Annotated in this window: 17 protein-coding genes; 9 read left to right on the forward strand and 8 right to left on the reverse strand. The window is 62.3% G+C overall.

Annotation, left to right across the window (positions count from 1 at the left end; all coding sequences use genetic code 11):
• Window positions 1-6 precede the first annotated feature (6 nt).
• Both ACXJ1Z_RS10400 and ACXJ1Z_RS10405 read left to right on the forward strand, forming a co-directional pair.
• Entirely contained in the window at window positions 7-798 is a 792-nt protein-coding gene (locus ACXJ1Z_RS10400) for an N-formylglutamate amidohydrolase (RefSeq protein ID WP_463776490.1), read from the forward strand.
• A gap of 194 nt (window positions 799-992) precedes the next feature.
• Window positions 993-3,518 (forward strand): TonB-dependent receptor, encoded by a 2,526-nt coding sequence (locus ACXJ1Z_RS10405; protein ID WP_463776492.1) that lies wholly within the window; start codon window positions 993-995, stop codon window positions 3,516-3,518.
• Window positions 3,519-3,524: 6 nt separating this feature from the next.
• On the opposite strand, the gene ACXJ1Z_RS10410 is transcribed toward ACXJ1Z_RS10405, so the two are convergent.
• A complete protein-coding gene (locus ACXJ1Z_RS10410) occupies window positions 3,525-4,136 on the reverse strand; it encodes a cytochrome b (protein ID WP_463776493.1) in 612 nt (203 codons plus the stop codon).
• A 29-nt stretch (window positions 4,137-4,165) separates the two neighbouring features.
• Here ACXJ1Z_RS10410 and ACXJ1Z_RS10415 point away from each other — a divergent pair, with 29 nt between their 5' ends.
• The 3 genes from ACXJ1Z_RS10415 to ACXJ1Z_RS10425 are packed head-to-tail and all read left to right on the forward strand — an operon-like array spanning window position 4,166 to window position 6,592.
• Window positions 4,166-5,668 carry a glycosyltransferase family 2 protein gene (locus tag ACXJ1Z_RS10415; protein ID WP_463776495.1) on the forward strand — a complete coding sequence of 501 codons (1,503 nt, stop codon included), beginning with the start codon at window positions 4,166-4,168 and terminating at the stop codon, window positions 5,666-5,668.
• A complete protein-coding gene (locus ACXJ1Z_RS10420) occupies window positions 5,661-6,443 on the forward strand; it encodes a hypothetical protein (RefSeq protein WP_463776496.1) in 783 nt (260 codons plus the stop codon). Before ACXJ1Z_RS10415 ends, ACXJ1Z_RS10420 begins: the two co-directional genes overlap by 8 nt.
• Window positions 6,422-6,592, forward strand: coding sequence for a hypothetical protein (locus ACXJ1Z_RS10425; protein ID WP_463776498.1), 171 nt, complete (start codon window positions 6,422-6,424; stop codon window positions 6,590-6,592). Before ACXJ1Z_RS10420 ends, ACXJ1Z_RS10425 begins: the two co-directional genes overlap by 22 nt.
• Before the next feature lie 83 nt (window positions 6,593-6,675).
• Here the strand turns inward: ACXJ1Z_RS10425 and ACXJ1Z_RS10430 are convergent, their stop codons facing one another.
• A complete protein-coding gene (locus ACXJ1Z_RS10430) occupies window positions 6,676-7,017 on the reverse strand; it encodes a DUF3060 domain-containing protein (RefSeq protein ID WP_463776499.1) in 342 nt (113 codons plus the stop codon).
• 318 nt (window positions 7,018-7,335) lie between these two features.
• Here ACXJ1Z_RS10430 and ACXJ1Z_RS10435 point away from each other — a divergent pair, with 318 nt between their 5' ends.
• Entirely contained in the window at window positions 7,336-8,328 is a 993-nt protein-coding gene (locus ACXJ1Z_RS10435; protein ID WP_463776501.1) for a Ros/MucR family transcriptional regulator, read from the forward strand.
• A gap of 355 nt (window positions 8,329-8,683) precedes the next feature.
• The gene (locus tag ACXJ1Z_RS10440; protein ID WP_463776502.1) at window positions 8,684-10,633 is read left to right on the forward strand and encodes a GGDEF domain-containing protein; all 1,950 of its coding nucleotides are present in this window, start codon (window positions 8,684-8,686) and stop codon (window positions 10,631-10,633) included.
• 128 nt (window positions 10,634-10,761) lie between these two features.
• Here ACXJ1Z_RS10440 and ACXJ1Z_RS10445 read toward each other — a convergent pair whose 3' ends face one another.
• Window positions 10,762-11,418, reverse strand: coding sequence for a TetR/AcrR family transcriptional regulator (locus tag ACXJ1Z_RS10445; RefSeq protein WP_463776504.1), 657 nt, complete (start codon window positions 11,416-11,418; stop codon window positions 10,762-10,764).
• A 103-nt stretch (window positions 11,419-11,521) separates the two neighbouring features.
• Between ACXJ1Z_RS10445 and ACXJ1Z_RS10450 the strand changes: the two genes are divergently transcribed.
• Both ACXJ1Z_RS10450 and ACXJ1Z_RS10455 read left to right on the forward strand, forming a co-directional pair.
• On the forward strand, window positions 11,522-12,874 hold the full coding sequence (locus tag ACXJ1Z_RS10450; RefSeq protein ID WP_463776505.1) for a hypothetical protein: 1,353 nt from the start codon (window positions 11,522-11,524) through the stop codon (window positions 12,872-12,874).
• Window positions 12,871-14,304, forward strand: a complete 1,434-nt coding sequence (locus ACXJ1Z_RS10455) for an acyl-CoA reductase (RefSeq protein WP_463776506.1) — start codon at window positions 12,871-12,873, stop codon at window positions 14,302-14,304. The genes ACXJ1Z_RS10450 and ACXJ1Z_RS10455 overlap by 4 nt, the downstream gene beginning before the upstream one ends.
• Before the next feature lie 77 nt (window positions 14,305-14,381).
• On the opposite strand, the gene ACXJ1Z_RS10460 is transcribed toward ACXJ1Z_RS10455, so the two are convergent.
• The 5 genes from ACXJ1Z_RS10460 to ACXJ1Z_RS10480 all read right to left on the reverse strand — a co-directional run bounded on the left by ACXJ1Z_RS10460 (window position 14,382) and on the right by ACXJ1Z_RS10480 (window position 19,416).
• Window positions 14,382-15,257 (reverse strand): SDR family NAD(P)-dependent oxidoreductase, encoded by an 876-nt coding sequence (locus tag ACXJ1Z_RS10460; protein WP_463776508.1) that lies wholly within the window; start codon window positions 15,255-15,257, stop codon window positions 14,382-14,384.
• A gap of 19 nt (window positions 15,258-15,276) precedes the next feature.
• A complete protein-coding gene (locus ACXJ1Z_RS10465) occupies window positions 15,277-16,359 on the reverse strand; it encodes a PAS domain-containing sensor histidine kinase (RefSeq protein WP_463776510.1) in 1,083 nt (360 codons plus the stop codon).
• A 176-nt stretch (window positions 16,360-16,535) separates the two neighbouring features.
• Window positions 16,536-18,101, reverse strand: a complete 1,566-nt coding sequence (locus tag ACXJ1Z_RS10470; protein WP_463776511.1) for a cyclic di-GMP phosphodiesterase — start codon at window positions 18,099-18,101, stop codon at window positions 16,536-16,538.
• A gap of 430 nt (window positions 18,102-18,531) precedes the next feature.
• Complete coding sequence (locus ACXJ1Z_RS10475) at window positions 18,532-18,834, reverse strand: DUF1153 domain-containing protein (RefSeq protein WP_463776513.1); 303 nt, start codon at window positions 18,832-18,834, stop codon at window positions 18,532-18,534.
• Between the two features lie 222 nt (window positions 18,835-19,056).
• On the reverse strand, window positions 19,057-19,416 hold the full coding sequence (locus ACXJ1Z_RS10480; protein ID WP_463776514.1) for a flagellar biosynthesis regulator FlaF: 360 nt from the start codon (window positions 19,414-19,416) through the stop codon (window positions 19,057-19,059).
• Between the last annotated feature and the right edge of the window lie 134 nt (window positions 19,417-19,550).

The raw sequence follows: 19,550 nt of genomic DNA on the forward strand, positions 1-19,550 counted from the left end.
CCGATTATGAGAAGCGAAGGTTTGCGCGGCTTGCTCGCTTCTCGGGATGCTCAACCGGTCAACGTCGTCAACCCGCATGCCCGAGGATTGTTCCTGTTGGTGGGCGATCATGCCGGCAATGGCATCCCGGAGCAACTGGATCGTCTCGGCCTTTCGGCCGCCGAACTTTCGCGACATATCGCACTGGATATCGGCGTGTCGCAACTTGGAGCCAAACTTGCGGCGCTGCTCGACGTCACGTTCGTCGAGCAGCGATATTCGCGGCTCGTGATCGATTGCAATCGCTCCCTCGATGATCCGGAATCGATCGCGGTTTCGAGCGATGGCACCCGGGTGCCGAGGAACGTCGGCCTGACCACGCTGCAGCGCGACGAGCGCAGGCAGGCGATCTTCGCACCCTACCACCAGACCATCGCCGATCTGCTGGAGGCGCGTGATCGTGAACTGGGTGAGGGCGCGACGATCCTCGTTTCGCTACACAGCTTCACGCCAAGCATGCAGGGTATCCACCGGCCCTGGCAGATCGGCGTGCTGCATGGTGGGGGGAATGGCCGCTTTGCGCGCGAGGTTCTCAGTCGCCTGCGGGAATCACCCGGGATCGTGGTCGGTGATAACGAGCCCTATCGCATGGACGAGACCGACCACACCGTTCCGCGACACGCATTCGATAAGGCGCGACCTTACATCGAATTCGAGGTGCGGCAGGACGAATTGACGGATGCGGCTGGACAGGAACGGTTCGCGAACCTGCTGGGCGATGCGTTGATCAAAGCTCGCTCGGCCGTGATGCACTTCTAAGTGGGTATGCGGTGCGTTGCCGTGTTGCAACGAACCGCGCGCCCCGTTCGCCCGGTTTGCGAATCCCGATGGACAAGCATCGACCTTGCCCACAAGGGGCGGTGGCGTTTGCAACGCATTATCAATAGGGATGATGAACGATCCGCGGCAAGGATGACGATCCTTGTTGGCCGAAATGGGGAAATGGTGTGGGCTTGCAGGGTAAGGTTTCGCGTACGGGCCAGTTCAATCGGGGCGGACTTGCAACGCCGGCCTTTCTGGCACTGACCTGCATCGGCGCGTTCGCCACGTCTCCCGCCTTCGCGGTCGAAGCGGATGCGAGCGTCGCGGACGAAGCACCATCGACACGAGGCGGCCGTACCGACATCATCGTCAATGGCGAGCGCGACAGTGTCGGCGCCAAGGACGTGGCACCGCCGATCAATACGCCACGATCGGTGGTGACGATTTCCAGCGAAATCATCTCGCAAACCGGCTCTAACAGCCTTGCCGATGCGCTGCGTACGGTACCGGGCATCACCTTTGGAGCGGCCGAGGGGGGAAATCCCGTCGGTGATCGGCCGTTCATCCGTGGCTTCGACAGCCAGGGCTCGATCTTCGTCGATGGCGTGCGCGATCTCGCCTCGCAGAGCCGCGAGGTTTTCGCGATCGAGTCGGTGCAGATCGTACGCGGATCGGATTCGACGCTGGGCGGTCGCGGTTCGGCCGGCGGTACGATCAACATCGTGTCCAAGCTGCCTCAGGCCGAAACCTTCGCGAGCCTGTCTGGCAGTTATGGCAACGCCGACTACAAGCGCGTGAGCGGCGATATCAACCTGAAGCTAGCCGACACCATCGCCTTTCGCGTCCAGGGCGTGTGGCATGATCAGGATGTCGCCGGGCGCGATGCGATCTGGCAGAAGCGCTGGGGCTTCGCGCCCAGCGTGACCGTGGGCCTTGGCACCGACACGCGTATCACCGCCGCATACTACTATCTTGAAAGCCATGAACTGCCGGATTCGGGGCTTCCCTACCAATATGTCTGCTCGGCCACGCTGTGCAACGCGCCGGCGGGCAACGTCTTCACGACACCCGCTCTGGGCACCGTGACCGTGCGCGATGGCACCACCGGCAAGGTCGACCGGTCGACATACTATGGCCTCAAGGACAGGGACTTTCGCGACACCCGCTCGCAATCCGCGCTGCTGCGGGCAGAGCACGATTTCGGTGACGTGACGCTGCGCAACACCGCGCGCTTCACCGACGACAATCAGGCGTACATCTTCACCCAGCCCGACGACAGCCAAGGCAACGTGTTCGGCAATCCCGCTTCCGCTCCCGGCTCGATCAACCCAACGACCGGCGGCGCACGGCTGACCGGCGGAGGCTATGTCTGGCGTCGCGCCAACACCCGGCACAGCTCGATCCAGACCCTGAGCGATCAAGTCGATCTTTACGGCAAGTTCAAGACCGGCGCGATCGAGCACAGCTTCTCCGTGGGTGCCGAGGCCAACTGGGAAAAGTCGCGGCGCGGCACGTTCCTGGTGCAGAACGGGGCGTCGGTCAGCCCGCGTTGCGATACCGCCAGCGTCGCTCGGTACAACTGCACCAGCCTGTTCAGCCCCAATCCCAACGATCCGTGGCAGAACTTCACCACCGACCTGAGTACCGCGACGACACCGATCGTGCGTGCGCCCAGCAACACCGAAACCCAGAACGATGCGCAGACGATCTCGGTCTATGGATTCGACTCCATCACCCTGTCGCCGCAACTGATCGCGAACATCGGCGCCAGATACGATCGCTTCAAATCCACGGTCACGCTGCCGTTCGCCGTGGGGGCGAGCGGCTTGCGGCTATCGCGCAAGGACGAACTGTTCAACTGGCAGGCTGGCCTGGTCTTCAAGCCGAGCACCGACACCAGCCTCTATGGGAGCTATGCCACCGCCGCGACGCCACCCAACAGCCTGCTGGGCGAAGGGCGCGAGGATAACGCCTTGCCCACGACCATCGCCACGGCAAGCGTGCTCAATGCCCTGAAGCCGCAAAAGACCAAGTCCTACGAAGTCGGCGCCAAGGCTAACCTGTTCCACGAGCAGTTGGCGCTGGCCGTGGCGGTGTTCCAGACGGACATCGCCAACGCCCGCGTGACCGATGGTGACAACAACGTGGCGTTCCTGGGCGAGTCCCGCATTCGCGGTGTGGAACTGACGGTAAACGGCACGGTTCTGCCGGGTTGGACCGTGTTCGGCGGCTACAGCTTCCTGGACGGCAAAATCCTTGATGGCGGCTTTACCGCGCTGACGGCTCCGGTGAACGGTACGCAAGGTGCGAAGGTGGTGCTGGTCCCGTCGGTCAACACCGGCAAGCAGATGCCGCAGCTGTCGCGCAACAGCTTTACCGCGACGACGGCCTACCAGTTCACGCCCAAGTTCCAGTTGGGCGGAACGGCGATCTACATGGCGCGCCAATACGGCGGATATGGCGACGATCGCCGGGCGACGCAGAACGCGGCCGGGGTGGTGACCGTCAGTCCGGCGACGGTACAATTGGCGCGCGGCGTGCCCGGCTACTGGCGCTTCGATGCACAGGCCAGCTACGACTTCAGCGACAGGCTCAAGATCGCGATCAATGCGCAGAACCTGACCAACAAGGCCTATTTCTCGCAGACCTTCACGACGCACTATGCCGCGATCGCGGCGGGGCGGACCGTGTTCGGCACGATCACCGCGCGCTATTGAGAAAGCTTAGCGGCGACCGGGCCACATGCGTTGCAGTTCGGGTGCGCGATCGAGCCATTGATGCTTGAGCGCCCCGCCCACATGCAGCAGAACGAGGGCGTAGAGCGCATAGGCACCCAGCCCGTGTGCGGCGCCGAAAAAGTCGTGGGCGCGATCCATTTTCGCAGGGTCGAGGTGCTGGAACCAGGCGATGCGCGGCCACTCGAACAGGCCGAACAGGAACATCGGATGGGTGGCGGCATCCTTGTAGGCGGAATCCATGATCCAGCCGGTCAGCGGCATGCCGAACATGATGAGGTACAACGCGGCATGGACCAGGCTGGCCGCGCTCCGCTCCCAACCTCGATAATGCGCGGGGTAGGCGGGTGGGCGATGCGTCAGGCGCCACAAGACGCGCATGATCGCCAGGCCCAGCACGGTGATGCCGATCGACTTGTGCGTGTCGATCAAGGGGCGCACCCGTTCGTCCGCCACCACCGGCCACAGCCATGCCAGCGCGACATTGGCGACGATCAGGGCCGCCACCAGCCAGTGGAACACCATGGCGGTTTTCGTGTACCGAGCGATCATCTGCAACTCCGGTTCGCCGCGCGACGTGCGCGGCAACCATCGGTTCATCCGGCATTGACGAAGGTGATGCAATGACAATGCTTCAGCACACCTTCGAAGTGCAATCGCCGCGATTGCGCCCGCGCTCGGTGCCGTTTGCCAGCCGGCTGATCGGACTGGCCTCACCGTTGCTGCTTGTCGCTTTGATCGTTCAGGCTTTCTGGCGCACCGGGGTGGCGTCATGGAGCGTCGGGATCGTCTATATCCTCTACGATACGGCGCTGCTGCTGTTCACCGCCTGGAGCATTTTGCCCCTGCGCCGCGGTCCCGCCCGGTCTGCCGGCGCGATTGCGTCAGGCTTATCGCCGCTGGAGCCAGCCACGAAGGCACCCGCGACGTTGGGTGTGATCGTCGCCGCGCATAACGAGGCCGCGGTGTTGAAAATCACGATCGACCGGCTGATCGCGCAGGCCGATCCGCCGGATGTGATCCTGCTGGCGGATGACGGCTCGACGGATGGCAGCGCCGGGGTGCTGCACCAGCTATATGGCCTCGATGCCCCGGCCATGGGACAGGTGAGTGGGCCAGCGCCGCATTTGCCGTGCCTGCGCTGGCTCCGTCTTCCGCACGGGGGCAAGGCGCGCGCGCTCAATGCCGCGATCGTCACGCTCGATACGGACCTGGTGTTGACCGTGGATGCCGACACGCTGCTGGCGCCCGGTGCCCTGGAGGCGATGCGCGCCGCATTCGCTGCCGAACCGGCGTTGGCGGCGGCCACGGGCGTGCTGGTGCCGATCTGTGGTACCCGCTTTCACGAGAGATTGTTCGAGAGCTTTCAGCGCTATGAGTATGTCCGCAATTTCCTTTCGCGGTATGCGTGGATGCGGCAGGAAGGGCTGCTGCTGATCTCGGGCGCGTTCGCGGGATTTCGCCGTGAAGCGGTGATCGAGGTCGGCGGCTTCGATCCCGATTGCATGGTCGAGGATTACGAGCTTATCCATCGCCTGTATCGTCATTCCGCCCTGAATGGCCGGGGCTGGACGATCCGGGTCATCGGCGAAGCACGCGCCAGCACCGATGCGCCGGCCAGTCCGATCGCGTTCCTGCGCCAGCGGCGGCGATGGTTCGGCGGGTTCCTGCAGACCCAGCACTGGAACCGCGACATGGTGGGCAACTCCCGCTTCGGGCGACTGGGCACGCGGATGCTGCCGGTCAAGGCGCTGGACACCTTGCAGCCGGTTTACGGGTTGGCCGCGTTCGCGATCCTCATCGGGTTGGTGGTGACGCAGCGCTTCACGATCGCGCTGCCGATCCTGGCCATCATGATCGCCAAAGTCGCGATCGACCTTACGTTTCATTTGTGGTCGATCGGCATATACAAGCGCTGGACGGGTGAGCGCGAAGACCTGAACTGGTTGCAGGCATTGCTGCTCTCGTTGGTCGAGCCGTTCAGTTTTCAACTGCTGCGGCATGCCGGGGCAGTATGGGGCTGGGTCGCTTTCCTGTCAGGCGGGAGTGCCTGGGGCCAGCAGCAACGCACCGCGATCGTCGCCTTGCCGGTTAACGGTGCGATCTGGCGGGCGGAGAGTGATCATGTCTAAGCGCCATGCCTGTACCATCCTCGCCAGCCTGTTGATGACGGCATCCGCCCAGGCCTCACCGGCCGAACGAGTGCATGGTCCGGTAACGTTCGAAGCGGTTGGGCCGCGTGTCACCGGGCATGTCGAGCACTTGCCCATGGTGCTGCCCGGTCCCGCAGTAAGCGCGATCAATGCGTCGCGCATCAACACGTCGCTTCGTCGTGAAGACGCGCGCGGTATCGCCGCTGCGGCCGACTGCGCGGGCAACCTGCGCCAGACGGACAAGGGTGCGGCCGATGGCGGCTGGGAGCGGTCCGTCAAGGTAACGATGGCTGGCCCGCGTTACCTGGCCTATCGGATCAGCGATTCCTATTACTGCGGCGGTCCCTATCCCAACGACGGCATCAGGTCCGATTTCGTGTATGACCTGACGACGGGGCGGCCGGTCGACTGGTTGCGTTTGTTTCCACCCGGAGCCCGCGCGCTGCGCGAGACCGCGGCCGGTGGCGCCACGTTGGGTCTGGTCGCATGGCGGCAACTCAGTTCGCGCGCCGCCGCGGATGCCGAGCCGGATTGTCGCGAGGCTTTCGGGCAGGAGGAGTATGCCGGCTTCACCATCGGACTGGATGCGGCGTCGGGCGTGCTGACGGCAAAGCCGGCCCAGTTTCCTCACGTCATCCAGGCCTGCGCTGAAGAAGTCCGGTTGGACGAGAAGGCTTTGCGCAAGCTTGGTTTCGATCCGCTACTCGTGACGTCACTGGAGCGTGCGCACCGATGGACTGCGACCGCCCGCTAATCAGCTATGCCGCCGTCGGTTGCGTCGACATTCAGATCGCGCCGGTCGTCGGCCAGTTCGAGTCCGCCTGCTTCCTCGATCGGGCAAAACCCGTCACGTTCATCGGCGATTGCGATGGCAGTGTGACTTTCCTGCGCGACGATCGATAGCGTGGTCGTTCCGGTTCGGTATTTGCATCAGCCCGGTTGGAGAAAGTCGACCGACTTTGGTAAGCAGTGTGCCTGGCACCGGGTTATCGTCGGCCTTGCGAAACGCGATTGCCGGCGCCGGTGATGCGAAGTTGTGCCTTGCTGCCGTCGGGCGTGGTCCATTGCACCTGATTTCCGGCGCCGACGATCCGGATGACGCCTTTCGATGCGAGGTCGACTTGAACGCGGTTGCTGGCGCCTTCGATCACCAATTGCTTGCAGCGGCCCGTCACGGTCATGGTGTTGCTTGCCCCCGAGATCGTTGCGGTGGCGCCGCCACAATCGAGTTCGCCGGTTTCGCCAGCACCTTCATAGCGACTCTGCGCTAACGCAGCAGGAGCCATTCCGATCGAAGACAGAGCAAGTGCGATGGCAATACGGCTCATATTCGAAGCACCCTCTCGATACGGACGATTTTGTTCCATCGAGGTTCGTAGCCATGTGACCTCAATAGCTCAAGCTGCGATTTGCGATTAGGCTACCCACCCGCTGTAGTGCAATCGTTCGAGATCATCGCATGTGGCGTTTATGGCGATTCGCGCATTTCAAACGCCCTTGGATCGTATTGGCGTAGCGATGGACCTCAATCGGTTGTTCTGTCACTACTTGCGCTATTGATAGTCTCCGACTTAGACTACCGCATTTGATCGATTCAATGCGCTGGTCGCTCCCCCTGCATCTCTTGTGAACGAAAGATCCGCTCAATGCCCGAAAATGAGTCAACGTCCGACGTTTCCGCTCTGACGGTGCAGCTGTTGAGCGCGTACCTTGCGAACAACACCATTCCCGCAGGAGAGTTGGCCGAGCTCATCAGGACGACGAAGGTCGCTCTGACGCAAGATGCCGCCGCGGTCGCAGATGTGGCCGAAGCGGAAACTTTCACGCCGGCTGTCTCCGCACGCAAGAGCCTGGCGTCGCCCGAGCATATCATCAGTTTGATCGATGGTAAGCCCTACAAGACCTTGAAGCGACATCTTGCATCGCGGGGATTGACCCCGGAAACCTATCGAGCCCGTTACAATCTGCCGTCGAACTATCCGATGGTCGCGCCGGCTTACGCCGACCATCGGCGCGAAGTCGCGCAACAGTTCGGATTGGGGCGCAAGGGGCCAAAGGTGTCAGTCGCCGAGCAGCAGGACTCCCCGGCCACAAAGAATCTCCCGGAAGCAACCGAACTGGTCGACGCGGAGGCTGGACCGGTGGCGACCGAGACCGTTTCGGCGCCCCGCAAGGCTGCAAAAGCAGGGTCTCGCAAGAGTAAGCCAGTTGTAGCCAGGCAAGAAGACGCGGGCGAAGGCGCGCCGTCACCTGCCGGTATTCCTGATGCTGCCGTATCCAATGGCGACGATTCCCCGACCAAGGCGACCAGCACTCCTCCCGTCGCCAAGCGAGCATCGGCGGGCAAGTCGCGCTCGACATCTGGCGGCCCAGCGCGTGGCAAGGTGGCTTCGGCGGCAAGCAGCGGCGCACGCGCGGACGGCGTGTCCGAAGAGGCTGCGGACGCTCCGACTGCCAAGCCTTCGAAGCGGCGCGGCAAGACCGAGCCGACCAAGGATACGAGCGAGGCTGACGGCATGCAGAACCCTGCCGGCCAGGTGCAGGCCGGTCATGCCGAAGCGGCTGGCGGCGACAAGCCGTCGACCGAGCAAAAGGCCAAGGCACGCCCTCCCAAGCGCATGGCTCGGGCTGCCAAGTAGGACATCCGTGCGTCCGCATTCGTAATCACGCCTGCGAGGCGGACGGCTGATTCGTGTTCGATCGTGTGCAACGGTGCCATCGATTTAGCGCGCGCACCGCGTTTCTGCCGTAGCGCCTGTTCATCGAAGGCGGTCTTTTCGCTAAGTAGCTTGGCCGTCTGCGACCGGCGGCAGGTGATCCGGCGTCGCATAGGCGGCAGGCGCTCGCCCGGTCATGGCAATAGGCGGCCATGCACCAGGCAGCGCGGGCCAATCCATCGGGGCCACGAAGCTTTGTCGGATTGCCGGGATCACGTTTACCTCAACTTATACTATACGATGTAGGCATCGGGCGGTTTCGCAAGGGATTGGCGGAATGCGTTCGTGGTATCAGTTCATCGTCCGACTTTGCGTTCGACGCGGCAACGGCGTGTTCGGGTTCCTGTCTTTTTGTGCCACGATGCTGGTTGGTATCCAGGCCGCCAACGCCGGGTGCATGTCGGCACCGACGGCGCGTCTGCGCGACCTTGCGCAGATGTCGGGGCGTAATCCGACAGAGGTTGTCGCAATGGCCATCCCCGCTACCGCCGGAAAGGTGGAGCGCGCCTGGTCCGGAGCGGCAAAGGCCGAAGCCTTGGATACGCTTTCGCGTCCAGCCGAGGCCCGCAAAATTGCGCAGGAACTGCTGGGCAGCGGCCTGGCTCAGACCAGTCCGGTGTATATCGAATTGCTGACCCGGCATGCGATGAACGGGTTTCATGCCGAAGAGATCACGCAGGCCATTCCGCAAGTCCAGGCTGCACGGCAGATGGTGGCGCACGGATCGGCCGCTGACGTGTGCCTGCAGATCGCCCTTGGCGAAATGCAACGGATGCGCGGCATGCCTGAACGTGCCGTGGTCTATCTGGCAGACGCTTATCGCGCGACGTCGGTGCCGGCGATGCAGCGCCAGCATCACCTTGCCGGTGAAAAGCTTGCCCGGGTGCTTGATGGGGCGGGTGACCATCTGCAGGCGATTTCGCTGATCGAGGACGTCATCGATTGGGATCAGGCCCATGGCAGGCTGGTGTCGCTTTCGAACGACTACTATTTTCGCGGTGTCTTCAACCTCAATCGTGGCGCCTTTCGCGACGCTCTGAGCGATTTCGAGCGTTCGCGATCGCTTGCGCCGGTCACCACCGACCCTGTCGGTGCGGCCTATCTCGACCTTCAGACTTGCGCCACGCTGATCCGCCTGCAGTCCTTTGCGCGCGCGAAGATGATCTGTGAGCGCGCGGACCAGGCTTTCGTGGCGCATGGGGATACCGCAAGAGCGCAAGCGCAACTCTATCTTGCTCGGATCGCCTATGTGCAGGAGCAGCCGGAGAAGGCCCTGGCGCTTCTCGATCCTTTGCTGGCAAGCAAGGACGGCCTGCAATCTTTTGCCTTGGTTCCCGAGGCCTTCCGGCTTCGTTCCGACATCAACAGACGGTTGGGAAGGTCGGAAAGGGCCTACGATGATCTGAAGCGCTACGTCAGTACGTCGGATCAGCAGCACTTATCGGAACAGGAGCAGCAGAGCGCCGTCCTGCGGGCCCGCTTCGACACGGACCGCGCGGCGGCTCGCAACGAAGACCTGCAGATGAAGCTGCGTTATGCCGGGGTGCGCGAGCGCGAGCAGGCGAAACAATATGCGATCCTGGTGGTGTCCGCCGCCGGCGGCATCCTGCTGCTGCTGATCATCGCGGTGATGGGTGTCTATCACCGGCGCAAGCTGGTGACGCTTGCCAACACCGATCCGCTGACCGGATTGTTGAACCGGCGGTTCGTGAACGAAAACGAAAAGACTTTGATCGAGACGCATGCCAAGACCGGTGCGGCGTTGACGATCGCGATCGTCGACATCGATCACTTCAAGGCGGTCAACGACAATCACGGGCATGATGCCGGCGACGAGGTCCTGATCGGCTTCGCCGAGGCGATCCGCGGGGTCGTCCGCAAATGCGACATCGTCGCACGGTGGGGTGGCGAAGAATTCATCGTCATCTTCCCCAATGCCAGCGAACACCAGGCAATCAACGCCTTGAACAGGGTGCGCGAGGTGCTGGACAGCCCGATCGTGACGGCAGCGGGAGCCGTGCGTGTCAGGTTCAGCGCCGGCGTCGCTTCGTACGCCGGGATCGGAAACCTGCAGACCCTGTCGCAAAAAGCCGACGAGGCTCTCTATCGTGCAAAGGCGTCAGGCCGGGATCGCATCGAACTGGCGCTATCGCCTGAAAGTGGCGCGCTGGAATTCGGCACGGCCAGCGTAACGCTTGGTAAAGCCGCGGTAGCGTTGGCAAGCTGACGCGCGAGGCGCGAGACCACCCGTCTCGACAAACTTCAGACGAGAGGCGAATATATAACAACGACCATATGCCTCGATCATTCGCGAATGTTGCGAGATCCGGTTACCTCGATTCTGCGTGGCATGTCTCAACGCACGCGAACGCCGTTTAGGAACAGGCCGACAGCGAAGCGTACGCGCGCGGACATCTCCTTTTCGCTTAATTGATTGCCGGTAACGATCATGCGCGCCGGCCCCCCGACGACGAGGGAGAGGAACGCCGTGGCCGCATGGGCGGGTTCGTCCACGGCGATTTCGCCGTGCGCGGTATGCCGGGCGAACACGTCGCATAGAACGTCGATCGCCGGGCCGGCGCCTTCCTTGAAAGCGGCGTTTATCAGCTCCGGAAAGCGATAGGACTCGGTCGTGAGGATCCGTTGCAACTTGGTCGCGATCGGCGTCGCGACGTTGGCGATGCGCAAGTGGGCGATGCGCGTGAGCGTCGTCTCCAGATCGTCGTCGACGACGGCCTCGAGCGCGCTGCGCGACAGTGTATAATGCTCTATCGCCCGGCGCACCGCTGCCTGAAAAAGTGCGGCCTTGTCCTTGTAGCGCGCGTAAACCGTACGTTTCGACATGCCCACCGTGTTGACGATGTCGTCGACCGTCGCCTGATCGAAGCCACGCTCCAGAAAGATGTCGAGCGCGACGTTCAACAGCTCCTCGTTGCGGATGGCCTGCTGCGCCTTCGTCGGCCGCCCCACGCCGGGCCGGGCATCGCCGATGGCGGCCGCTTGCGAATTCATCTTGACCTCCGGTGAAAAACTTCCAAGAAAGGTACTTACAAGTACCATTAAACGATCGAGCATCTGGTGCGGTCCTTAAACCAGAGCCACAAGGAGAAAAAGCATGGGTGAGGCAGCGGATCGCCTGACGCGGCGCGTCGGTATGGATGACAGGTTCGATTACGCCTTCGATGATGTGCGAATCGCGCAAGTGGAAGCGATGAATGAGCGCTTCCAGGAACGAAAGGATGCGATCAAGCTGCTCAGGCATCGCGCCGAGGAGGCTGGGGTGGACCGCATTCACAGCCATGAGGATGCCGCCAGGCTTCTGTTCCCGCATACCGCTTACAAGAGCTATCCTGAAAAGTGGCTGCAGGAAGAGCGCTGGGACCGGCTCGCCAAATGGCTGGATACGGTTTCGACCTATCGCGTGCCGATCGACAAGGTGAAGGACGCCAGCGGTATCGACGACTGGATCGCTAAGCTGGAGCAGAACGGCTTCTACGTCTCGTGTTCCAGCGGCACCACCGGCAAATCGGCGATGCTGGTCGCGTCCAGGCAGGACATGAACTGGGTGGGGGTGGAATCGGTCGCTTGCTACGCGTGGGGTTCGGGCGTGAAGCCGGCGCAGGACCGTCGCATGTTCGGTCTGGCTGCCGTGGCCCATGTGGCGCGCAACCTGGCTTCGGGCGCGGGGCATACCGCCGCCTATCAGGATCCGGCGCACGAACGTTTCGCCTATCCGGTGCCGCCGATCACCGTCGGCGGGCTGACCGAGATGGTGGTCCTGCGCAAGAAGATCAGCGAGGGCACCGCGATGCCGGGCGAGATCGCCGCGTTCGAACAGAACTCGGCAATGCGCGCCCGAGCTGTCGAGGATGCGGTGGGGCTGACCGCGCAGGCGCTGATCGAAGCGCGTGCAGATCGCATTCACGTATCCGGTTTGTGGGCGGGTCTGTACAACGTGGCCAAGGCGGTGCGCGACCTCGGGTATGGGGGCAAGGACTTCAATCCAAAGAACTCGATCTACGTCGGCGGCGGACTGAAGCGCGCGGTGCTGCCGGACGATTATCAGGCGTTCGTCTACGAGACGTTCAACATCTCACCCGATCGTGCATTCCAGAACTACAGCATGCAGGAACTGCACACCGGCATGCCCAAGTGCCAGAAAGGCGGACGCTACCATCTACCGCCGTGGGTCGTCCCGCTGATCCTGGACAAGGCGGGAGACAACCTGTTGCCGATCGATCTGGCAAACGAATACGAAGGCCGCGCTGCGTTCTTCGATCTGTCGATCGATGGTCGATGGGGCGGGGTCATCTCCGGCGATCGTGTCTCGATCGATTTTCGTCCGTGCGCGTGCGGCAACAAAGGCCCGTCGATTCGTGACAACGTCGTGCGCTATGCTGATCTGGAAGGTGACGACAAGATCGGATGTGCCGGCACCGTCGACGCGTATGTAAGGGGGGTGGCATGACCATGACCGTCCAGACCGATGTCGGTTCGATCGTAAGGCCGGCGCCGGTTTCGGCGCCATTCTTCCTGCGAGGCACGCTGGTGGAAGGCGTCGAGACCACACACCGGTCCCGTGACCTGGGCGTCGATTTCACCACGCCAAGGATCGACCTGGATCGCGTCGTTTGCCTGCGCACCGAAGTGCCGCCGCTGCTGAACGTGCCGCTGGCGGAAATCATCGATTTCCTGGTCGAGACCGGCGAACGCATTCGTGATCCCAGAAACGCGGTCATGCAGGACTGCATCGATCGGATGTGCTCCACGCACATCCTCCCGCGTGAGGTGGTCGCCAACCAGGCGATGTACGCGTCGCTCTATCTCGACAAACGCAAGCTGATGGCCGAGGTCGAGCAGAACTTCCCGGATCCCGGCGCGCTGGACGGCTGGGTGCCTAAGCAGGACTATACCGGCCGCCGCAGCTTCGTCCGCGCGTTCGCGCCGCGGCTCATTCATGTCCTGCCGGGCAATTCGCCGGGCGTGGCGGTGAAGTCCATCGCCCAGGGTGCGATGGTGAAGGCGATCAATCTGTTCAAGATGTCGTCGAGTGACCCGTTCACGATGGTGGCCTTGCTGCGGATCATGGCCGAGATCGATGCCGATCATCCGATCGTCAGATCGATGTCGGCGGTCTATTGGCGAGGCGGGGACGAAACGATCGAGCCGATCCTCTATCGGCCGCAGTATTTCGACAAGATCGTCGCCTGGGGTGGAGGCGATGCGATCAACAACGTTATCAAGTATATCGGACCCGGCTTCCAGCTCGTCTCGTTCGATCCCAAGACCTCGATCTCGATGATCGGGCATGAAGCCTTCGATAGCGAGGAGTCTCTCGATCTCGCTGCCGATTTGGCTTCGGCGGACGTAATGACGCTGAATCAGGAAGCGTGCGTGGCCAGTCGCTTCCAGTTCGTCGAGGGCAGCCGCGAGCAGGTGGATCGTTTCTGCGAAAAGCTGCATCGCCGCATCGCCGAGCGTGCGGCCGCCTCGGGCGATGTCCGCGCGCTCGACATGGAGCTCAAGGAAGAGATCGAGACCATGCGGATGATGGATGACGATTACGGCGTTTGGGGCCGTGCCGACGGCAAGGGCGTGGTGATCCGGTCGGACGAACCGGTGGGATTTCACCCGATCAACAAGACCGCCAACGTCGTGCATGTCCCATCGCTCGACGATGCCGTGAAGTACATCAACGTCGCAACGCAGACGGTGGGCTTCTATCCGTTCGCACGTATGGCCGACTATCGCGATCGGCTTGCCAGCGGTGGCGCGCAGCGTATCGTCCATCTTGGTGAAGCGGGGCCCAGCACGCTCGGCAATCCGCATGACGCGATGTATCCGCTACACCGCTTCGTCCACTGGATGGCGCACGAGGACGGCGTGGCGCCGGTCTGATTGGACTTGCGTCGACGGCGCCCTACGTGGGTTCCGTAGCAGATCCTTGATACCCACGGTTTCCGGGCGGCCGGGCCTCAAGGATCGAGCCGCTCCAGCATTTTTTCGGTCTCGGTCCACAGGCGCCGTGCAGCATCGGGGTCCAGCGCCTGTGGCGCTGGCTCCACCGTAACCTGGTCGTGAAAATAGCGGCCAGGGTCGCGCCCCGCGTCCGCTGCGGTCGCCAGCCAGACAAGCGTTTCGGCCGGGACGTCGGGCGGGACGGTATCGGCGCTCTCCATGTAGGTACGCATGCCGGGATCGCCGTGGCTGGCGAAATTGCTGGCGACGCGCCCCGGGTGCATCGCTTGTGCGACGATGCCGTCCGCGCCCGCGCGCCGGTTCAACTCGCGTGTGAACAGCAGATTGGCCAGCTTCGCCTGACAGTAGGCTGCGGTGGGCGTGAAGTCCTCCGCCATGTTGAGATCTGCCCATTTCATCGCCGCGCAGCCTTGGTGCCCGGACGAAGACACCGCGATCACGCGCACCGAGCCGGGTGCGGACGTTCTGGCGGTGGCCACCAGCAGCGGCAACAAGGCGCGGGTCAACACGAATGGCGCCAGATGGTTGGCGGCCAGCGTCGCCTCGAAGCCGTCGACCGTATCGTAGCGCGCATCGCGCACCCCGCCGGCATTGTTGATCAAGACGTCGAGACGCGGCGTCAGCGCGGCGATTTCGTCGGCCAGATCGCGAACCGCGCGCATATCAGTGAAGTCGGCGCGAAGGAAGTCGACTTGCGCGCCCGATGTGGCGGCGGCGCGGATGTCGCGCTGGGCCGCCGCCAGGCGATCGGGATCGCGGCCGACGCCGATGACGTGCCAGCCGCGCTGCGCCAGCATGCGCGCCGTCGCCTGACCGACACCCGCGCTCGCCCCCGTCACCACAGCGACCTTGCGCGCTTCATTCATCGACATTCTCTCCAATCATTCGCGCTCAGTCCGGTAGTTCGACGTGGAATCTGGCGCCGCGACCTTTGTCGCTCTCTACCCAGATCCGGCCACCATGCATTTCCGCAATGGTGCGGCAGATCGACAGGCCGATGCCCATGCCTCCCGACTTGGTCGACTCGACCACATGGAAGATCGTCGGCAGCATGGCGGGAGAGACGCCAGGCCCGTTGTCGCAGACCGAGAGACGGACGGTGCCTTCATGAACCTGCGCGGTCACTTCGATCTTGCCGGCGGCGGCGGCGGCGATCGCTTCCGAAGCGTTTCTGATAAGGTTGAGCAGGACTTGCTGCAGCTTTATGCGATCCGCACGCACGGTCATGGCATCTTCGATCTGGACCGATACCGGCAGCACCGTTGCAGCGGCTGCGTTCATCAGGTTGACGACCTCATCCACCGCCGGTCGCAGCAGGAAACGGGTCGTTTCGGGTTTCACTGCGAGTGAAAGCTCCCGTACCGACCGCAGGATGGCGCTGGCTTTTCGGACGCTGTCCGACACTTGCTCTATCATAGGCAATGCGGGACTTTGCGCCAGTCCATCCGCTTCCAGGACCAGCTTGGCCGCCGTTGCCATATTGCAAATCGCCGTCAATGGTTGGGCAAGCTCGTGGCTCAGTTTCGACGAGACTTCCTCTGCCGCGGCCGCCCACGAGACGTGAACGAGTTCGTCGTTCAATTTCTTGCCCTTTTGCGCCATCGCGTACGTGGAACTTAGGTCGCGTATGAAACTGATAAAATTGCCGGTGCGCGCATCGCCGATCAGCGTCAAGGTCAACTCGACTGGAAACTCATGACCGTGTTTGTGAAGGGCATTGGTGGTCATCCGTGTCCCTAGGGATGGCAACTCACCCGTCGCGTGAAAGTGCGCCATCGCATCGGCATGGGCTTGGCGGTCCTTCGGGGTTATGATGATTTCCCCGACTGGCCGGCCCAGCACTTCGTCGGCGGACCATCCGAATATGTCTTCGGTAACCGAGCTCCAGTTGATGATTACGCCCTTGCACGTCGTTGCGATCACCGCATCGAGTGAAATTTGCGAAATCGCTTCGATACTCGCGGTAGGCGGCATTCCAGTTCCCTAGGCAGATTGCGCGGAGCCATCACTAGACGGGCGCCTCATCTGATTTGGATGCCATGCCGTCGATGAGCGGCGACCTCAAGCCTATTGATCGGACGGTGTCGGGACTGAAGTATCGCGAGCGACGGGCCGTATCCGCCGGCATCGAAGGTTCGCAGTGCGCGGGTTTACGGGCGATTGTTCAGTTGTTTGACCCACTGCGCTCCAAGTTGCACGAACCCGTCGACGGTCTTCTGAGGGATGTCCCAGTCGGCAAGGCTGGCCTCGATCAATCCCGAAGTTCGGGCCTGCCCCTCGCTAAGAACGGTAAGCTCGGTACGCGAAAGCTTGCGCTTGCGGGTGGAATAGAAGGTCAGAAGCTTGGGCCGGGTACCACCTCCGCCGCTGTCGACCACGACGGCCAGGCGGCCTTCGGCAAGTTGAACGACCGTACCGACGGGAACGATGCCGATACTCAGTTGGAAAGCGAACATCAGCTTGCGATCGAAATGACCTTCCCACGATTGCATTCGCGTGATCGCTTCGAGCGGGGACCAGGCGTTTTTGTAAGGACGGTTCGAGGTTATCGCATCATAGACGTCGCAGATGGCTCCCATGCGCGACGCGAGGCTGATCTGGCTGCCTTGCAGTTTGTGCGGATAGCCGGTTCCATCGAACTTCTCATGATGGTGAAGGCATACGTCCAGTGCGGTTTCGGGGATATCGCCGCCATTGCACAGCATGCGATGGCCATGCTCGGGATGTGTCTTGACGAGCATGAACTCGTCGTCACTCAAACGGCCGGGCTTGTTGAGCACATCGATCGGTATCGCCATCTTTCCTACATCGTGAAGGAGGCCGGCGGTGCCGAGATCGGCGGTGGTCTGCTTGTCGAGGCCAAGTTGCCGCGCCAGGCTGACCATCAGCGCGCATACCGCCACGGAATGCATATACGTGTATTCGTCTTTGGACTTCAATCGTACGACGTTCAGGAAGGCGTTGGAATTACGCGCAATAGCCCCGGCGATGTCTTCGACGACTTCCCTGACGACTTCGGATCTGATCGATGTTCCGAGCCGGACATCGTTGAAAATGTTCCGGATCGCTTTCATGGAACGGTCGGCGACCAGCTCTGCACCCGTCAGGGTTTTGTCACTGCTAGGCGAGGACTCCTCATGCGCCGTGTCGCCGTCTGCGCCTTCGATCGTGCCCTGCGAAGGATGGGCGGCTTTGTCCGACATGTCGGTGGTCGGTGCATGTTCGGTCGCGCAAACTACATCGAGGCCTTTCGCGGTGTCGATGTAGAGCGTCTCGATCTTGGATTCGCGAATGGCATCGACCTCTTCCGCCTTGCTCAGCAGAAAACGCCGACGCCAGAACGGATGCTCAAACCACGATCCATCGATCGCATGGATATACATGCCGACGCGAAGCTGATCGCGATGGATGCGCCGAAGCATCATGCCGCACCTCGTGCCCGTTCGGGCGTGCCAGAGGGCGTGCGGATTGGTGTTGCGAGAGGACTCTCGTCGCATCGGGATGTGCAAGGCGCCTGTTTTACAGCAGCGCCAAAGGAAGGCGGAACCCATGCGCGCTGCCCGACGCAACGCAATACGCGCGCTGCCACGTTGTCGATACGCATCGGCGAGGTGGCGTCGTGCCGGCAACCTGCGAAGCGATCCGACATCGCGGCTCAGTCCCCTGCCGGTACCATGCTGACCGAGGCCACGCAGTACGGCCAGCTTGCCGACCATCTTTGCGCTTCCTCGGCCGCGTGTCGCTGTGACGCGCAGCTGATCTCGATGAACGCGAGGGATCGCCCTCGCTCATCGATCAGATCAATTCGAAACCGGTCCATCACATCCTGCTCCACGTGCATTGCGCACCCGAAAGAACATTATAGAGCGCCGCAAAGGAGCGTGGGCGCGAGACGGCTTTTTTGTACCAATGGCTGCTTTGTACCGAAGGCTGCGATTGACAGCGCTTTTTTGGGATCGGTGCCGATCGAGCCTGGCAAGTGCCGGTGGCGCGCAAACGGGTTGGCACGGGAAAACGGCTCGGCGTCAAAGAACCGGGCGAATACCCCGTCCAGGCCGAGCCGTACGTCCGTGATCTATTCTGGTGGTGGAAGGGCATCCCGCCGCATCGCCCTTGGTTAGGAGATGCAGGCGGAGCCAGCGACCGTCAGGCGGCCCGCTTGTCTTCCTCGACCATGCGGCGGTAGCGCTGCGGGTGCGTGGCGCGCAGGCCTGCCAGGCCGTCGCGTTCGATCGACCGCTGCCACGACCTGAGTTCCTCGGCGGTAAGCTTGTACATCGCGCAGGCCTCGTGGACGCTCAGCGTGCCATCCTTGATGCCGTTGAGAACCTGTGCCTTGATCTTGGGGAACCACCGCGAAGTCTTCGGAGACGGCAAGAAAGACCTCCCGCTGTTCGTGGCTGCAGGGATAGACTTTGCCATGGGAACGACCATTTCGCAGTTCGACATATTCACCTCTTGTTAGCGACAGCCTCTTCTTCAAAAAGGGGCTGAGCCCTACTTATAGATCGGGTTTGAAGTGGCCGGAGAGGGCGGCAAGATTTTCCGCCTTGCCCTCACGACCGACATTTCACGTGCGCCAGAAAGCATCGATCTGGCGCACGTGCCCTTTGTCTTCCGCGTGCGACCCGGAAGGGCGTTTCATCGTGTCCGGCGCGCGGCGAACATCGTTCAGGCAGCGACCTTTTCGGGCGCGAGACCTTCCAGCAGCAGGCGATTGATCCCGATCAACTCGTCGAGCGGCTCGCGGCCGCCTACGACATCGCTGGTGAAGCGGTCGATCCATAGTGCGAGCGAAATGATGCTCGCGCGCAGGTCGTTAGGCAGGCCATTGCCCGGCGTACCGCACGCGCTGGCGAAAGTGCCCCACATCTCGCGATTGCGGTGCAAGGTCTGCATGAGTGCGGAACCGGTGAGACCGGCCTCGTGAGCCGCGATCATTTCGCCGGTGATCTGCGTGACCAGGCGAAACTCGGTGTGCCGCGGCGTTTCCGCGATGGCACGCACGCGTTGATAGGCCGAAACTGACATGGGTTGGCTCCTGCTGTTTTCGCTAATTTAGACGAATTGGCGGCGTTCGTGATCGGATGTCGTCGATATCCATGAAAGCCATGCGAGGTTCGATGGAAAAGTCGATGCTCGCCGCCTGCCTTCCCGTTTTCGTC

The organism is Novosphingobium sp. TK46 (genome assembly GCF_055361525.1).

What these genes read in the sequence shown, in the direction of transcription:
- ACXJ1Z_RS10415 (WP_463776495.1), top strand. Translation starts at nt 4,166, where the DNA reads ATGCTTCAGCACACCTTCGAAGTGCAATCGCCGCGATTGCGCCCGCGC.
- ACXJ1Z_RS10465 (WP_463776510.1), bottom strand. Translation starts at nt 16,359, where the DNA reads ATGCCGCCTACCGCGAGTATCGAAGCGATTTCGCAAATTTCACTCGAT.
- ACXJ1Z_RS10445 (WP_463776504.1), bottom strand. Translation starts at nt 11,418, where the DNA reads ATGAATTCGCAAGCGGCCGCCATCGGCGATGCCCGGCCCGGCGTGGGG.
- ACXJ1Z_RS10470 (WP_463776511.1), bottom strand. Translation starts at nt 18,101, where the DNA reads ATGGTCGGCAAGCTGGCCGTACTGCGTGGCCTCGGTCAGCATGGTACC.
- ACXJ1Z_RS10460 (WP_463776508.1), bottom strand. Translation starts at nt 15,257, where the DNA reads ATGTCGATGAATGAAGCGCGCAAGGTCGCTGTGGTGACGGGGGCGAGC.
- ACXJ1Z_RS10440 (WP_463776502.1), top strand. Translation starts at nt 8,684, where the DNA reads ATGCGTTCGTGGTATCAGTTCATCGTCCGACTTTGCGTTCGACGCGGC.
- ACXJ1Z_RS10475 (WP_463776513.1), bottom strand. Translation starts at nt 18,834, where the DNA reads ATGTCGAACTGCGAAATGGTCGTTCCCATGGCAAAGTCTATCCCTGCA.
- ACXJ1Z_RS10435 (WP_463776501.1), top strand. Translation starts at nt 7,336, where the DNA reads ATGCCCGAAAATGAGTCAACGTCCGACGTTTCCGCTCTGACGGTGCAG.
- ACXJ1Z_RS10425 (WP_463776498.1), top strand. Translation starts at nt 6,422, where the DNA reads ATGGACTGCGACCGCCCGCTAATCAGCTATGCCGCCGTCGGTTGCGTC.
- ACXJ1Z_RS10430 (WP_463776499.1), bottom strand. Translation starts at nt 7,017, where the DNA reads ATGAGCCGTATTGCCATCGCACTTGCTCTGTCTTCGATCGGAATGGCT.
- ACXJ1Z_RS10455 (WP_463776506.1), top strand. Translation starts at nt 12,871, where the DNA reads ATGACCATGACCGTCCAGACCGATGTCGGTTCGATCGTAAGGCCGGCG.
- ACXJ1Z_RS10400 (WP_463776490.1), top strand. Translation starts at nt 7, where the DNA reads ATGAGAAGCGAAGGTTTGCGCGGCTTGCTCGCTTCTCGGGATGCTCAA.
- ACXJ1Z_RS10420 (WP_463776496.1), top strand. Translation starts at nt 5,661, where the DNA reads ATGTCTAAGCGCCATGCCTGTACCATCCTCGCCAGCCTGTTGATGACG.
- ACXJ1Z_RS10480 (WP_463776514.1), bottom strand. Translation starts at nt 19,416, where the DNA reads ATGTCAGTTTCGGCCTATCAACGCGTGCGTGCCATCGCGGAAACGCCG.
- ACXJ1Z_RS10450 (WP_463776505.1), top strand. Translation starts at nt 11,522, where the DNA reads ATGGGTGAGGCAGCGGATCGCCTGACGCGGCGCGTCGGTATGGATGAC.
- ACXJ1Z_RS10410 (WP_463776493.1), bottom strand. Translation starts at nt 4,136, where the DNA reads ATGAACCGATGGTTGCCGCGCACGTCGCGCGGCGAACCGGAGTTGCAG.